Annotated in this window: 12 protein-coding genes and 1 pseudogene; 4 read left to right on the top strand and 9 right to left on the bottom strand. The window is 60.6% G+C overall.

Features of this window, described 5'->3' with window-relative positions; translation table 11 throughout:
- Positions 1 to 316: 316 nt before the first annotated feature.
- The 7 genes from cyoE to hmpA form a co-directional block, all read right to left on the bottom strand.
- On the bottom strand, positions 317 to 1204 hold the full coding sequence (cyoE, locus tag OIU19_RS09415) for a heme o synthase (RefSeq protein WP_264234789.1): 888 nt from the start codon (positions 1202 to 1204) through the stop codon (positions 317 to 319).
- Positions 1205 to 1215: 11 nt separating this feature from the next.
- The gene (gene cyoD / locus OIU19_RS09410) at positions 1216 to 1548 is read right to left on the bottom strand and encodes a cytochrome o ubiquinol oxidase subunit IV (protein WP_186554120.1); all 333 of its coding nucleotides are present in this window, start codon (positions 1546 to 1548) and stop codon (positions 1216 to 1218) included.
- Positions 1548 to 2171: a cytochrome o ubiquinol oxidase subunit III gene (cyoC, locus tag OIU19_RS09405; RefSeq protein ID WP_264234788.1), complete on the bottom strand. Its 624-nt coding sequence runs from the start codon at positions 2169 to 2171 to the stop codon at positions 1548 to 1550. Before cyoC ends, cyoD begins: the two co-directional genes overlap by 1 nt.
- A gap of 3 nt (positions 2172 to 2174) precedes the next feature.
- A complete protein-coding gene (gene cyoB / locus OIU19_RS09400) occupies positions 2175 to 4193 on the bottom strand; it encodes a cytochrome o ubiquinol oxidase subunit I (protein WP_264234787.1) in 2019 nt (672 codons plus the stop codon).
- Between the two features lie 3 nt (positions 4194 to 4196).
- A complete protein-coding gene (cyoA, locus tag OIU19_RS09395; protein ID WP_186554123.1) occupies positions 4197 to 5141 on the bottom strand; it encodes a ubiquinol oxidase subunit II in 945 nt (314 codons plus the stop codon).
- 557 nt (positions 5142 to 5698) lie between these two features.
- Positions 5699 to 6205: a disulfide bond formation protein B gene (locus tag OIU19_RS09390; protein ID WP_186554124.1), complete on the bottom strand. Its 507-nt coding sequence runs from the start codon at positions 6203 to 6205 to the stop codon at positions 5699 to 5701.
- Between the two features lie 339 nt (positions 6206 to 6544).
- Positions 6545 to 7717, bottom strand: coding sequence for an NO-inducible flavohemoprotein (gene hmpA / locus OIU19_RS09385; protein WP_264234786.1), 1173 nt, complete (start codon positions 7715 to 7717; stop codon positions 6545 to 6547).
- 154 nt (positions 7718 to 7871) lie between these two features.
- On the opposite strand from hmpA, the gene norR reads away from it, so the two are divergent.
- The 4 genes from norR to OIU19_RS09365 all read left to right on the top strand — a co-directional run bounded on the left by norR (position 7872) and on the right by OIU19_RS09365 (position 11604).
- The gene (gene norR, locus OIU19_RS09380) at positions 7872 to 9422 is read left to right on the top strand and encodes a nitric oxide reductase transcriptional regulator NorR (RefSeq protein WP_264234785.1); all 1551 of its coding nucleotides are present in this window, start codon (positions 7872 to 7874) and stop codon (positions 9420 to 9422) included.
- Between the two features lie 117 nt (positions 9423 to 9539).
- Positions 9540 to 10439: a chemotaxis protein gene (locus tag OIU19_RS09375; protein ID WP_264234784.1), complete on the top strand. Its 900-nt coding sequence runs from the start codon at positions 9540 to 9542 to the stop codon at positions 10437 to 10439.
- A 122-nt stretch (positions 10440 to 10561) separates the two neighbouring features.
- Positions 10562 to 10873, top strand: coding sequence for a hypothetical protein (locus tag OIU19_RS09370; protein ID WP_264234783.1), 312 nt, complete (start codon positions 10562 to 10564; stop codon positions 10871 to 10873).
- Complete coding sequence (locus OIU19_RS09365; RefSeq protein WP_264234782.1) at positions 10870 to 11604, top strand: YkgJ family cysteine cluster protein; 735 nt, start codon at positions 10870 to 10872, stop codon at positions 11602 to 11604. The genes OIU19_RS09370 and OIU19_RS09365 overlap by 4 nt, the downstream gene beginning before the upstream one ends.
- 116 nt (positions 11605 to 11720) lie before the next feature.
- On the opposite strand, the gene OIU19_RS09360 is transcribed toward OIU19_RS09365, so the two are convergent.
- Complete coding sequence (locus OIU19_RS09360) at positions 11721 to 12842, bottom strand: methyl-accepting chemotaxis protein (RefSeq protein WP_372353303.1); 1122 nt, start codon at positions 12840 to 12842, stop codon at positions 11721 to 11723.
- Positions 12843 to 13022: 180 nt separating this feature from the next.
- A pseudogene (locus tag OIU19_RS09355) lies at positions 13023 to 13304 on the bottom strand (PAS domain-containing protein); the annotation flags it as partial.
- Positions 13305 to 13525: the final 221 nt, after the last annotated feature.

Raw genomic sequence — 13525 nt, 5'->3', positions numbered from 1 at the left:
TAGCGCCCGGAACCGTCCGAGCGACGCTGGCCGCTGTGGCGGCCTGATTCAGAAGATAATGCCGAAACACTATTAATGCAAAAGATAATTTCCTGTTTTTTATATATTTTTCAGGAATATTTTTTGAAAATTTTAGATCCATATTTGCAATATCGGCCTCTTCGCGGGCAAGCCCGCTCCCACAGGTACTGTGCAAGCTTCAAAGGCTGTGGGAGTCCTGTGGGAGCGGGCTTGCCCGCGAAGAGGCCGGTACAGGAAAAACAGGCAAAAAAAACCCCGGCACATGGCCGGGGTTTTTTCGTGGAGCAGGCGGCTATCAGCGTGCGTAAGTCATCAGCACGTCAGCTGCGGTCTGGCTATCCACCGACATCATCACGCTCAAGGCGGTGACGGTGAGGATGGAGAAACCAAATACCTTGCGCGCCCACTTGCTGTCGTCTTCAGCCTTGTAACCACCCCAGGCCATGTACAACCAGTACAGGCCCATGGCAGCCGCCACGGCCAGATAGCCCAGACCGGCGTAACCGCCGAGGGTGAGCATCAGGGTCGCCAGGACAAAGGCCAGGACATACAGCACGATCTGCTTCTTCGCCGCCAGGACTCCGCGCGCCACCGGCAGAACCGGAATCTTGGCTGCCGCGTAATCGTTGAAGCGGAAGATCGCGATGGCAAAGCTGTGCGGCATCTGCCACAGGCTGAACATCACCAGCAAGGTCACTGCAGCCAGGTCGAAGCTGTTGCTCACGGCGCAGTAGCCGATCACCGGAGGCATGGCACCCGAAAGGCTGCCAACCAAGGTGCCGTGCACCGATTTGCGCTTCAGCCAGAGGCTGTAGAAACCGACGTAGACGATGAAGCCAATCAGCGCGCAGAACGCCGACAGCGGATTAGCCTGGACATACAGCAAGCTGAAGCCGGCCACCCCCAGGAGGGTGGCGTAGATCAGCGCGAGGGGCAGCGACATGCCGCCCTGAACCATGACGCGGTTCTTGGTACGTTCCATCTTCACGTCGATGTCGCGGTCGATGCAGTTGTTGAACACGCAACCGGACGCTACCACCAACGAAGTACCAACAACCACCGCCAGGAACAGGGCGAAGTCCACATGCCCCTTAGCGGCAAGGAAGAAACCGCCTGCCACGGAAAGCACGTTACCGAAAATGATCCCCGGTTTGGTGATTTGGATAAAGTGCTTCACGGACATGCAGTCTTACCTCACTTGGCCATCATTTCGAAGTGGATGCTGAACATGATCCACAGCGACAGGCCGACCAGCAGTGCAATTACCAGAACGGTGAACAGGAACGTCGAGACATTGGAACGCTGCTCTTTCGAGCGGTCCATGTGCAGGAAGTAAACCAGGTGCACCACTACCTGAATGACGGCCATGGCCACCACGATCAGGACAGTCAGGTTCTTCGGCAGGGTCGGATACATCACCAGGCCGAACGGAATCGCGGTCAGGATGATCGACAGTACGAAGCCGATCATGTACGACTTCACGCTGCCGTGGTTGCCTTCATGATGAGTGTCGTGTGCATTGGCCATTACAGAACCCCCAGCAGGTAGACGACGGTGAACACGCAGATCCAGACCACGTCCAGGAAGTGCCAGAACAGGCTCAGGCAGCTCATGCGGGTCTTGGCGGTCGGCGTGATGCCGTGCTTGTTGATCTGATACATCATGATCGCCATCCAGATCAGACCGGCAGTCACGTGCAGACCGTGGGTACCGACCAGCGCAAAGAACGCCGACAGGAAGCCACTGCGCTGCGGGCCGTAGCCTTCAGCGATCAGGTGATGGAACTCATAGATTTCCATCGCGATAAACGCAGCACCGAACAGGAAGGTGATAGCCAACCAGCCCAGTACACCGGCTTTCTTGCCATCGAACATCTTCAGCATGGCGAAGCCGAAGGTGATCGAGGACAGCAGCAGGAACGCGGTTTCAACCAGCACGAAGTCGAGCTGGAAGATGTCGTGACCCGACGGGCCGCCGGCGAAACTGCCGGACAGCACCGCGTAGGTGGCGAAGAGCGACGCAAACAGGATGCAGTCGGTCATCAGGTACAGCCAGAAACCAAGTACGGTCATCTGGCCCGAGTCGTGGTGGTGATCGTCGTGCCCATGGTCATGACCATGAGCGTCACCGTGGATTACTTGACTGGACATTGATTACACCCGTTCAAACGATTCGACACGTGCGCCGGCAGGCAGAGCACCTGCTTGGGCCAGCGCTTTCATGCGCTCGCCTTCGATGCGCGCCACTTCTTCAGCCGGAACCATGTAGCCCTGGTCGTCACGTGCAGCATGGCGAACGAAGACTGCGATGGTTGCTACCAGGCTCACGCCTACCAGCCACCAGATGTGCCAGATGAAGGCGAAGCCGAAGACGGTCAGCAGCAGGCCCATGAACAAACCGGTAGAGGTGTTGCTCGGCATGTGGATCGCTTCGTACTTGGCCGCAGGCTTGTAGGCCACACCGGCTTCCTTGGCTTCGTGCCAGGCGTCCAGACCAACTTTCTCAGGCATGTGAGCGAAGTTGTAGAACGGAGGTGGCGAAGAAGTCGACCATTCCAGGGTACGGCCGCCCCATGGGTCGCCAGTGACGTCCATGTTCTGCTTGCGATCGCGAACCGATACATAGATCTGGATCAGCTGGCATGCGATACCGAACAGGATCAGCACGGCGCCGACGACGGCAACGTACAGGTAGGGTTCCCACAGCGGGTTGTCGGAGTGGTTCAGACGACGGGTCATGCCCATGAAGCCCAGGGCGTACAGCGGCATGAACGCAACGTAGAAGCCAGAGATCCAGAACCAGAAGGCAGCCTTGCCCCACTTCTCGTTCAGGGTGAAGCCGAAGGCTTTCGGGAACCAGAAGGAGAAGCCAGCGATGTAGCCGAAGACCGCACCACCGATGATCACGTTGTGGAAGTGGGCAATTACGAACAGGCTGTTGTGCAGAACGAAGTCAGCACCTGGAACAGCCAGCAGAACGCCAGTCATACCACCGATCGAGAAGGTAACCATGAAGCCCAGGGTCCACATGATCGGCGCGGTGAAGCGCAGACGGCCCTGGTAGATCGTGAACAGCCAGTTGAACAACTTCACACCGGTCGGGATGGAGATCAGCATCGTCGCCAGGCCGAAGAAGGTGTTGACGCTCGCGCCGGCACCCATGGTGAAGAAGTGGTGCAGCCAAACGGCAAAGCCGAGGATGGCGATCGCGCCCGATGCGTAGATCATCGAGTGGTGGCCAAACAGACGCTTGCCGGCGAAGGTCGAGGTGACTTCCGAGAACACGCCGAAGGCCGGCAGAATCAGAATGTAAACCTCAGGGTGACCCCACGCCCAGAACAGGTTGACGTACATCATCGGGTTCCCACCAAGCTCGTTGGTGAAAATGTGGAAGTCCAGATAACGGTCAACGGTCAGCAGAGCGAGTGCAGCGGTCAGGATCGGGAACGAAGCTACGATCAGCACGTTGGCCCAGGTGCAGGTCCAGGTGAAGATCGGCATGTCCATCAGCTTCATGCCAGGGGCGCGCATTTTCATCACGGTGACCAGGAAGTTAACGCCGGTCAGCGTTGTCCCCAGACCCGATAGCTGTAGCGCCCAGATGTAGTAGTCGACACCTACCCCAGGACTGTACTGAATACCCGCAAGCGGCGGATAGGCAACCCAGCCGGTCTTGGCGAACTCACCAACACCCAGGGAGATGTTGACCAGCAGCACGCCTGCCAGCAGCAGGTAGAAGCTCAGGGAGTTGAGGAACGGGAAGGCCACGTCACGTGCACCGATCTGCAGAGGAACCGCAAGGTTCATCAGACCAGTGAAGAACGGCATCGCCATGAAGATGATCATGATCACACCGTGAGCGGTGAAGATCTGGTCATAGTGTTCAGGCGGCAGGTAGCCTTCGGAGCCACCGGTGGCGGCAGCCAGCTGGGTCCGCATCATGATGGCGTCGGCAAAGCCACGCAGCAGCATGATCATGGCGACGATGATGTACATCACGCCGATTTTCTTGTGGTCGACCGTGGTCAGCCACTCGGTCCACAAGTAGGTCCACTTGCGGAAGTAGGTGATCAGACCTACTACAGCGATACCACCGAGCGCGATCATGGCAAGTGTCACCATGACTATCGGCTCGTGATACGGGATCGCCTCCAGACTTAATTTACCGAACATCTCTTACTCCTCTGCCCCGGCAGCTGGTTGCTTACTCGACTCCACACCCTGGGTTGTGGCCAGATCCTTGCTGCCTTCTTCTTCGTGGCTCGGACGACCGCGGTTCATACCTTCGTACTTGTCGACGATGATCTGGAACTGGTCAGCCGAAGCCTCGCTGTACAGCGCGACTGGGTTGTATTCGCTTGGTTTGGCCAAGGCTTCGTATTCGGCCTTGTCCAGCTTCTTCGGCGACTGCTTGACTTCAGCGACCCACTTCTCGAAGTCAGCTTGGGAGGTTGCAGTGGCCTTGAACTTCATACCGGTGAAACCGGCGCCGCTGTAGTTGGCGCTGATACCGTCGAACTCACCGTTCTCGTTAGCGATCAGGTGCAGTTTGGTGGTCATGCCGGCCATGGCGTAGATCTGACCGCCCAGGCCTGGGATGAAGAAGGAGTTCATCACAGCGTCGGAGGTGACGCGGAAGTTGACCGGGGTGTTAGCTGGGAAGACGATCTTGTTGACCGTGGCAATGCCCTGCTCCGGGTAGATGAACAGCCATTTCCAGTCCAGCGCGACCACGTCGATCTGCACCGGCTTCACATCGGAATCCAGTGGACGGTACGGGTCCAGCTTGTGGGTGGACAGGTAGGTGAAGTAGCCCAGGGCGCAGATGATGATCACCGGGATGATCCAGATCGCCAGCTCGATCTTGGTCGAGTGCGACCAGTCGGGGGTGTAGGTGGCTGCCTTGTTGGAAGCACGGTACTTCCAGGCGAACGCCAGGGTCATGATGATGACCGGCACGACCACCAGCAGCATCAAGCCGGTAGCGATCAGGATAAGGTTCTTTTGCTCAATGCCGACCTGGCCCTTCGGGTCGAGCAGGGTCCAGTTGCACCCACTGAGTAAAAGCATGCCTAAAAAGGGCAATATGCCAAACAGTCTGGGGTAACGCTTTTTACTCATCTCACGACCTCTAGATCAGCTTGCTTCAATGCAATAGTGTTTTGTTCGCCAACACTTCGTCCTGCCAAGCGTTAGCAATTTGGGCTCGAATTCGCTCCTGCCTGGGGTCCGACTGCAGGACCTGGCGTTGAGCGGGCTTTACGGTGCTTGTGGTTTCGTAGGCAAACGGCCTGTACTTCAGACCAAGTCCATTTGGTGCGGGAAAACGCGGAGGGGTGTCCGCCCGGTATCGCCGTTGGGCGAAACTTGACGAAGTCAGCAAAAAGGAGCCGTGGCTTCCTTCAATCCTGCGACTTGCAAGCAGTGCCGAACGGAAATTGGGGGCGATTGTAGATAGGTCGCCCCCCCTTTACTATGACTTATTGAGCAACAGTCTTTTACAGAATGCGTAACAATCCTGCTCAAAAAATCAACTTCGCGACAGTTTGTCGCACCCCTCCCAGTAGGCCTGAAACCCGCATTCTGCAAGGCTTTGTGTTTGATCTGGATCAACTGGGAGGCGAGATCAGGTGATTCTCTCGCGGTGCAACAGACTTGCGCGAATTCGGGACTTTGGTCTAAGCCCCGCGGCGGTTGCGATAGATGCCTAGCGGCACCAGGATGGCGGTCAGGATGAACGCAACCAGCGCCCATTGCGCCAGCGACAGACCCAGGATCGGCGGATACGGGGTGCTGCAGAAACCCTCGACCTGGAACGCCAGTGGCCAGACCTTGGCCAGGGGCAAGTCGTCGACGATCGGTTGCAGGGTATCGATGCCGCAACTGACCGCAGGGTTGGCGAGTATATACACATGGCGGCCAGCCGCAACGATTCCGCCGATGGCGCTGAGCATGACCAAGCCTTCGAACAGCGTCAGGCTGCGCTTGCCCGGCATGGCCGCTGCGATGAACGCGAACACCGCGATCAGTAGCAAGGCGTAGCGCTGCAGGATGCACAACGGGCATGGCGCCTCGCCGAGCACGATCTGCATGTAGAGCGCCCCGCCGATCAAGGCGAGACAGATCACCCCCAGCAGCACCAGGAAGCGCCGTTCACGATTGAGGCGCGATGTTTGTTCGTTCATTGCCGATTCCTTCGATGGAGAGTGGCAGCGCTGAGGCCGACCTGGGCGCCAGTCTACACGCTGAACATGACCTTGAATGTCGAAGGAGTGGCGTGACGGCACTATCCGCAGAGCTCTAGGACCAGACGGATCGACGTCAGTTCAACGTCGGCCATGCACAAATGGCGGCGCGGATGCCGGACAGGCGCTAGCCCCTCGACACCCGCGAGTGAAGGATACAGTGATTAAAGCGCGATTAAGGATGAAACATCTGCAGCAGCCATCGCCGGGCAAGCCCGCTCCTACGCTATCGCGTGGGAGCGGGCTTGCCAGGCGATGGTGGCGCATCAGCCTGGAGGATTACTCCAGCGCAGCCGCCGGCCCAAAGAACTCGTAGCGGCTCTGCGCCTCTGGCACACCTAGCCCTTTGAGCTGACGCTTGATCGCCGCCATGAAGGCCTTGGGCCCCAGGAAGTAGGCATCGACGTCGCGTTCCTGCGGCAGCCACTGCGCCAACAGTTCCTCGTTCAACAAGCCCACCGCATCGGCATCACCGCCCTCCTCGGCATGGCAATAGAAACGCTTGAGCTGCGGATGGCGCGCAGCCAGGCCGTCGATCCAGTCACGGAAGGCATGCACCGCGCCATTACGCGCACAGTGGATGAAGTGCACCGGACGCTCGGTAGCAAGCGCCGCTTGCAGCATCGCCAAGGTCGGGGTGATGCCCACCCCACCGCTGATCAACACCAGCGGCTTGTCGCTCTGCGCCAGGGTGAAGTCGCCTGCAGGCGGGAACAGGGCGATGGTATCGCCTACCATGAACCCGTCATGCAGGTAGTTGGACACCTTGCCACCGGCCTCACGCTTGACGCTGATGCGGTATTGCTCGCCATCGCACAAAGCCGAGAGGGAATAGTTGCGACGCTGCTCGGCACCGTCGATAAACAGTTGCAGACCGATGTACTGACCCGGTTCGGCCTTGAGCACCGGCTTGCCATCGACCGGGGCGAAATAGAAGGAGACGATCTCACTGCTCTCTTGCTCGCGGCGCACCAGGCGGAACTCGCGCGTGCCGCGCCAGCCGCCTGCGGCTTCCTCCTTCTGTTTGTAGAGGTTTTCCTCGGCGCCGATCAGGATATCGGCCAACTGACCATAGGCCGCGGCCCAGGCATCGATCACCTCAGGGGTGGCGATCTCTTTGCCAAGCACTTCTTCAATGGCGCGCAGCAGGCAGCGCCCCACGATCGGGTAGTGCTCGGGCAGAATCTGCAGCGCCACGTGCTTGTTGATGATCTGCCCGACCAGCCCGCCAAGCTGCTCGAGCTGATCGATGTGGCGGGCGTACATCAATACACCGTTGGCCAGGGCGCGCGGCTGGTCGCCGCTGGCCTGGTGGGCCTGGTTGAACAGCGGGCGTACCTCGGGGTACTCGCTGAGCATCATTTTATAGAAGTGGGTGGTCAGCGCCTCACCACCGCTTTCCAGCAGAGGGACAGTGGCTTTGATGATTGCACGTTGTTCGGCATTGAGCATTGCGACAACTCCTGAGCCTGTGGCTTCGAATGGATGCCTTGGCTAGTTCAGCAATCGTGCCAACTTTCAAACCCAGTGTATTCGGGGCTTCGCGGGACACAGTGTCAAAACGACAACCACAAGCGTATAGTCATAACGACCAACAGGAGTCTTTATGACCGCTAAGCCTTTGCTCACCGCCCTCCTCCCACTAGTCAGCGACCTATCGCGCGATCTGCCCGATCAAGAGCGCTATCGCCGCCTGTTGCAGGCCATGCGCGATTTGCTGCCGTGCGACGCCGCCGCCTTGCTGCGCCTGGATGGCGAGTGGTTGGTGCCGTTGGCCGTCGACGGTCTCGCCCCTGACACCCTGGGCAGGCGCTTTCGGGTCAGTGAGCACCCGCGCTTCAAGATCCTGCTCAGCCGCAGCGGGCCAACGCGCTTTGCCAGCGACAGCCAACTGCCCGATCCCTATGACGGCTTGGTCAATGCACCCGACGCCGACCTGGAAGTGCACGATTGCATGGGCTGCCCGCTGATGGTCGATGAACAGCCCTGGGGCCTGCTGACCCTGGATGCCTTGACCCCCGGTCAGTTCCAGAGCCTGGAGCTGGATGCCCTGCAAGCATTCGCCAGCCTGGCAGCGGCCACGGTCACCGTGGCCGAGCGCATCGAGCATCTGGCTCTGCGCGTGGAAGACGAACAGCAACGCGCCGAGGTCTACCGCCAGGCCAGCGGCCAGGACAAGGAGTTGATTGGCCAGAGCAAGGCGCACAAACGCTTGGTAGAAGAAATCCGCCTGGTAGGCGGCAGTGACCTGACCGTGTTGATTACCGGAGAGACCGGCGTCGGCAAGGAGCTGGTGGCCCAGGCCCTGCACCAGGCCAGCAGCCGCGCCGACAAGCCACTGATCAGCCTCAACTGCGCGGCCCTGCCCGACACCCTGGTCGAAAGCGAGCTGTTTGGCCATGTCCGCGGGGCGTTCACCGGTGCCCATGGCGAACGACGTGGCAAGTTCGAACTGGCCAATGGCGGCACGTTGTTTCTCGATGAGGTGGGCGAGTTGTCGCTGACGGTACAGGCCAAGCTGCTACGCGTGTTGCAAAGTGGCCAGCTACAGCGCTTGGGTTCGGATCGTGAGCACCAGGTCGATGTAAGGGTGATCGCCGCGACTAACCGCGACCTGGCCGATGAGGTGCGCAACGGCCGCTATCGCGCCGATTTCTATCACCGGCTCAGCGTGTATCCGTTGCAGGTTCCACCGCTGCGCGAGCGCGGCCGTGATGTGCTGCTGATTGCGGGGTACTTCCTGGAGCAGAACCGTTCGCGCCTGGGCCTGAATAGTTTGCGTCTGAGCCATGAAGCCCAGGCGGCGCTGCTGGCGTATGACTGGCCGGGCAATGTGCGTGAATTGGAGCACCTGATCGGCCGCTCGGCACTCAAGGCCCTCGGGCAGCACCCGCAGCGGCCACGGATTCTTACCTTGGAGGCTGCGGACCTGGATCTGCGTAGTGTGCTGCCCACCAATGCCGCGCCGGTTGAAAGCGCGCAAGTCTTGGCCAGCCTGCCCGAGGGTGGCCTGCGGGAAGCGCTGGATGATTATCAGCGGCAAGTGATCGAAGCGTGCCTGGCGCGCCACGACGGTAACTGGGCGGCAGCGGCACGTGAGTTGGGGCTGGATCGGGCCAATTTGAGCCGGGTGGCCAAGCGCTTGGGGCTGCGCTGAATTGGGGTGGGCCTGCTTTGCAGCCCATCGCAGCGGACCGAAAAACCCCTAAAGCCAAGCCAGCACAGGCCGATAACCCGGCATCCTCTCTTTTCCTGACACACCCAAAGGTTGCCCATGGCCACGCAAAATGCCCGCGCGGACTCGTTGTCCCTGCTGCTGTTCACCCTGCGCAGCGGCAAGCTGATGGCTATCAACCTGCTCAAGGTCAGCGAAATCATCACCTGCCCGCCGCTGACCAAGCTGCCGGAATCCCACCCTCACGTAAAAGGCGTGGCGACCCTGCGCGGCAATTCGTTGTCGGTGATCGACCTGTCGCGCGCCATCGGCGAGCGACCGCTGGCCGACCCGGACGGCGGTTGCCTGATCGTCACCGAGATCAGCCGCTCGCGCCAGGGCCTGCACGTGCAGGCGGTGAGCCGCATCGTGCATTGCCTGAGCACCGACATCAAACCGCCGCCCTACGGCTCGGGCAACCGCTCGTTCATCACCGGCGTGACCCGGGTCGATAACACCCTGGTACAGGTGCTGGACATTGAAAAGGTCATCCATGCCATCGCCCCCCCTCAGCCCGAGCCGCATCCCGGCGAGCTGAGCGAGGAAGATGCCAGCCTGTTGGCCGCCGCCAATATCCTGGTCGTCGACGACAGCCAAGTAGCCCTGCAGCAATCGGTGCACACCCTGCGCAACCTGGGGATCGAGTGCCACACCGCGCGCAGTGCCAAGGACGCGATCAATGTGCTGTTGGAGCTGCAAGGCACCGAACGCGAGATCAACATCATCGTTTCCGACATCGAGATGTCGGAGATGGACGGCTACGCCTTTACCCGCACCCTGCGCGAGACGCCGGACTTCCAGCACCTCTATATATTGCTGCACACCTCGCTGGACAGCGCCATGAGCAGCGAAAAGGCCAAGACCGCCGGCGCCAATGCGATCCTCACCAAGTTCTCCTCGCCGGACCTGACCGACTGCCTGGTGACCGCCGCACGCACCGTGGTGTTCGCTGAGCACTGACAGTTATGCCAGTAGGCAAGCTGGGCCACCCTGATATATTCAGCGACAAACTCCCAGGCTTGATGCCTGGGGAGACTGGGGCATAATTCGCGCCCCTCGGATGTTTTATGCCGGTATCGCGTATGAAGTATTTCAGCTTTCTCCTGATCGCCTGCGCCCTTTCCACAGGTGTCGCCCAGGCCTCCAGCAGCCAGGCCTGGAACGAGTATCGCCAACAGATGCTCAAGGACTGCCTGTCCGCCAGCCAACTCAAGGACGCCCACGCCCGCGGCAAGCCAGCCGAGTTCGACGACCAGGTCGGTTTCAGCGCCCTGCTGATCGAAGGCGTCTATCCGCAAAAGCACATGCAGCAACGCACTGGCACTGAGCTGTGCCTGTACGATCGTCAGCACAAGAAGGCGTTCGTCAGCGAGTGGAACCCAGGCGCCAAGTGAACGACAGCATTCGTTTTTCCTGCACCGGTTGCGGCAAGTGCTGCACCGGCCATCATGTTCCGTTGACCTTGGCCGAGTCGCGCCAATGGGCGGCGGCTGGTGGCCAAGTAGTGGTATTGATCGAGGGTTTCGTCACCGATGGCCCGGGCATGCCGGCCGAGCAGCGCGAGCACGTGCTGGGGCGTTCGCACCCGGTCAGTTGCGGCACTGGGCAAATGCGCGTGTCAGTGACTTTCGCTGCATTCAATCCCGGGCGCTGTCGCAATCTCGATGCGCAGGACCTGTGCACTATTTATGAGACGCGGCCTCTGGTTTGTCGCATCTACCCGGCAGAGATCAACCCGCACCTGCCACTGCGCCCGGAAAACAAGGACTGCCCGCCCGAAGCCTGGGAGCAGGGGCCGGAATTGATCCATGGCCAGGTACTGGCTGATCCGCAGCTGGTCGCGCTGATTACCGCGTCGCGCCAGGCGGATAGGGACGATATCGCGGCCAAGGTGGCGATTTGTCAGGCGCTGGGCATGACCACCAGCGCGCTGAAGGGCAATGGCTTTACCGCCTATTTGCCGGAAATGGCGGCTTTCGCTAATGCGCTGGAGCAGGTCATCAGCGATGATCGTGCGCCTTGGACTGTGCATGTAGCGGACTCAGAGCTCGCCAGTACCCTTGTGAGTCACGGCCTGCAAATCACCGCCGAGCCGCCTGTCTATTACGCCTTCATAGGTTTCTGAGGCAGCGCCGGCCTCATCGCGGGGCAAGCCCGCTCCCACGCAGTTGCTCCTGGATTCAACAACATGCGTGGGAGCGGGCTTGCCCCGCGATGAGGCCGGCACGGGCACAGCCAGGATCACTGACAGCGCCGCCAGAACTCATCGGCCAAGCGCCGCAGATCCTGCGCCAAATCCGCCACATCACTGGCCCGGGTATGACTGCGCTGGCCCACATCGACGGTCGCCTCACTGGCCTGGCGAATGCTGACGATGTTGCGGTTGATGCTCTCGCTGACCTGACTCTGCTGCTCTACCGCCGCCGCAATCTGCAAGCTCATCTCGTTGATCTGGTTGACCCGCACGCTGATGCTATCCAGCGCGCCGCTGGCCAACTGCGCCTGGCTCACGCTGTGTCCTGCGTGGGCGCTGCTCTGCTGCATCACCTGCACGGCAGCACGCGCGCCTTCCTGCAGGGCGCCAATCATGCGTTGGATTTCATGGGTCGACTGCGCCGTGCGCTGGGCCAAGCCACGAACCTCGTCGGCAACCACGGCAAAGCCGCGCCCCTGATCGCCGGCGCGCGCCGCTTCGATCGCAGCGTTCAAGGCCAGCAGGTTGGTCTGCTCGGCAATCCCGCGAATGACATCCAGCACTCCGGAAATCTCGCTGCTGTGGCCCTCCAACTGCTGCACCACTTCACTGGCCTCTACCAACGAGCCTGCCAGATCCTGGATCGCGCAGCGATTGCGGTCGACCAACTGGTGGCCGGCCTGGGTCTCGTCCTCAGCCTGGTCAGCGGCCATCGAGGCCAACTGGGCGCTACTGGCAACCTGGGCGACGCTGGCGCTCATCTGGTGGATCGCGGTGGCGACTTGATCGGCTTCGTTCTGCTGATCCAGGCTGTTGGCGTGACTGGCCTGCAGGGCATTGACCAAGGCCCCGGAATGGCCAGCCAGACGCGCCGAGGTATCGCCGATACGCCCAACTACCGCGCCCAGCTGCGCCTTGAGCATACGCATGGCGAACTCGATCTGGCCGATGCCGTCGCGCCGTCCGGTATACAGCTGCTGGCTCAGCGGATTGTCGGCAATGCTCAGCGCCTGGCGGCGCAAGCGCTCGAACGGGCGCAACACCAGCACAATCGCCAGACTGCTCAGGCCAGCGGCCAACAGCAACTCCAGCAGTGCAGCCTGCCAAGGCGTGCCCAGCCACCAATGCCCAGCGCCGAGCACCACCACCAAGGCGGCCGCCACCGCCACGCATGCGCGCAGGCCCAAGCCCACCACCGGCAAGCGCTCGCGCCAATCTCGCCGCCCCGCGCGCAAGCGTGCATAACAGTGCTCGGCGGCGGCGACCTGCTCTGCAGTCGGCCGGGTGCGCACCGACTGATACTCGACGGTATTACCGCCGCTACTGATCGGCGAAACGAAGGCGCTGACCCAATAGTGATCGCCATTCTTGCAGCGGTTCTTGACCAATCCCATCCATGAACTGCCGGCCTTCAGCGCCCGCCACATCTGCTCGAACGCCTGCGGCGGCATGTCGGGGTGGCGCACCAGGTGATGCGCTTGGCCGAGCAATTCGTCGCGGGCAAAGCCACTGATGCGCACGAAATCGTCATTGGCATAGGTGATAAGGCTGTCCAGGTCGGTGGTGGACAGGATGTTGGCATCGCCGGGGAACTCCACTTGGCGACCGGTAACAGGCACATTGCACTTCATCGGCGGCTCTCGTTCTTGTCGGGAAGATCGGCAGGGCGTTCGACTCTATGGCCAACTAGCAGAGAAACATTGATCTGGGGCAGCATATTGGCATTTCGCCACTAACCTGCCGAAACTGTCAGCGCCGTCAGCTTGGCGTCACGCTGGCGACCCGATCCCAGCGCTATAAGCTTGAGTACAGACATTAGTTTTCTCACCCCCCCGGCTACGGTGCCCGACCC

The sequence above is a fragment of the Pseudomonas sp. BT-42-2 genome (assembly GCF_025847435.2).
In the GTDB taxonomy this organism is placed as follows: domain Bacteria; phylum Pseudomonadota; class Gammaproteobacteria; order Pseudomonadales; family Pseudomonadaceae; genus Aquipseudomonas; species Aquipseudomonas urmiensis.
The sequence above is the reverse complement of the archived record's forward strand: the minus strand, read 5'-3'. Positions and strand labels throughout refer to the sequence as shown.

Excerpts from the sequence above, each read along its gene's own strand:
- cyoE (WP_264234789.1), bottom strand. The coding sequence starts at position 1,204 with ATGTCCGTGAAGCACTTTATCCAAATCACCAAACCGGGGATCATTTTC.
- cyoD (WP_186554120.1), bottom strand. The coding sequence starts at position 1,548 with ATGGCCAATGCACACGACACTCATCATGAAGGCAACCACGGCAGCGTG.
- cyoC (WP_264234788.1), bottom strand. The coding sequence starts at position 2,171 with ATGTCCAGTCAAGTAATCCACGGTGACGCTCATGGTCATGACCATGGG.
- cyoB (WP_264234787.1), bottom strand. The coding sequence starts at position 4,193 with ATGTTCGGTAAATTAAGTCTGGAGGCGATCCCGTATCACGAGCCGATA.
- cyoA (WP_186554123.1), bottom strand. The coding sequence starts at position 5,141 with ATGAGTAAAAAGCGTTACCCCAGACTGTTTGGCATATTGCCCTTTTTA.
- OIU19_RS09390 (WP_186554124.1), bottom strand. The coding sequence starts at position 6,205 with ATGAACGAACAAACATCGCGCCTCAATCGTGAACGGCGCTTCCTGGTG.
- hmpA (WP_264234786.1), bottom strand. The coding sequence starts at position 7,717 with ATGCTCAATGCCGAACAACGTGCAATCATCAAAGCCACTGTCCCTCTG.
- norR (WP_264234785.1), top strand. The coding sequence starts at position 7,872 with ATGACCGCTAAGCCTTTGCTCACCGCCCTCCTCCCACTAGTCAGCGAC.
- OIU19_RS09375 (WP_264234784.1), top strand. The coding sequence starts at position 9,540 with ATGGCCACGCAAAATGCCCGCGCGGACTCGTTGTCCCTGCTGCTGTTC.
- OIU19_RS09370 (WP_264234783.1), top strand. The coding sequence starts at position 10,562 with ATGAAGTATTTCAGCTTTCTCCTGATCGCCTGCGCCCTTTCCACAGGT.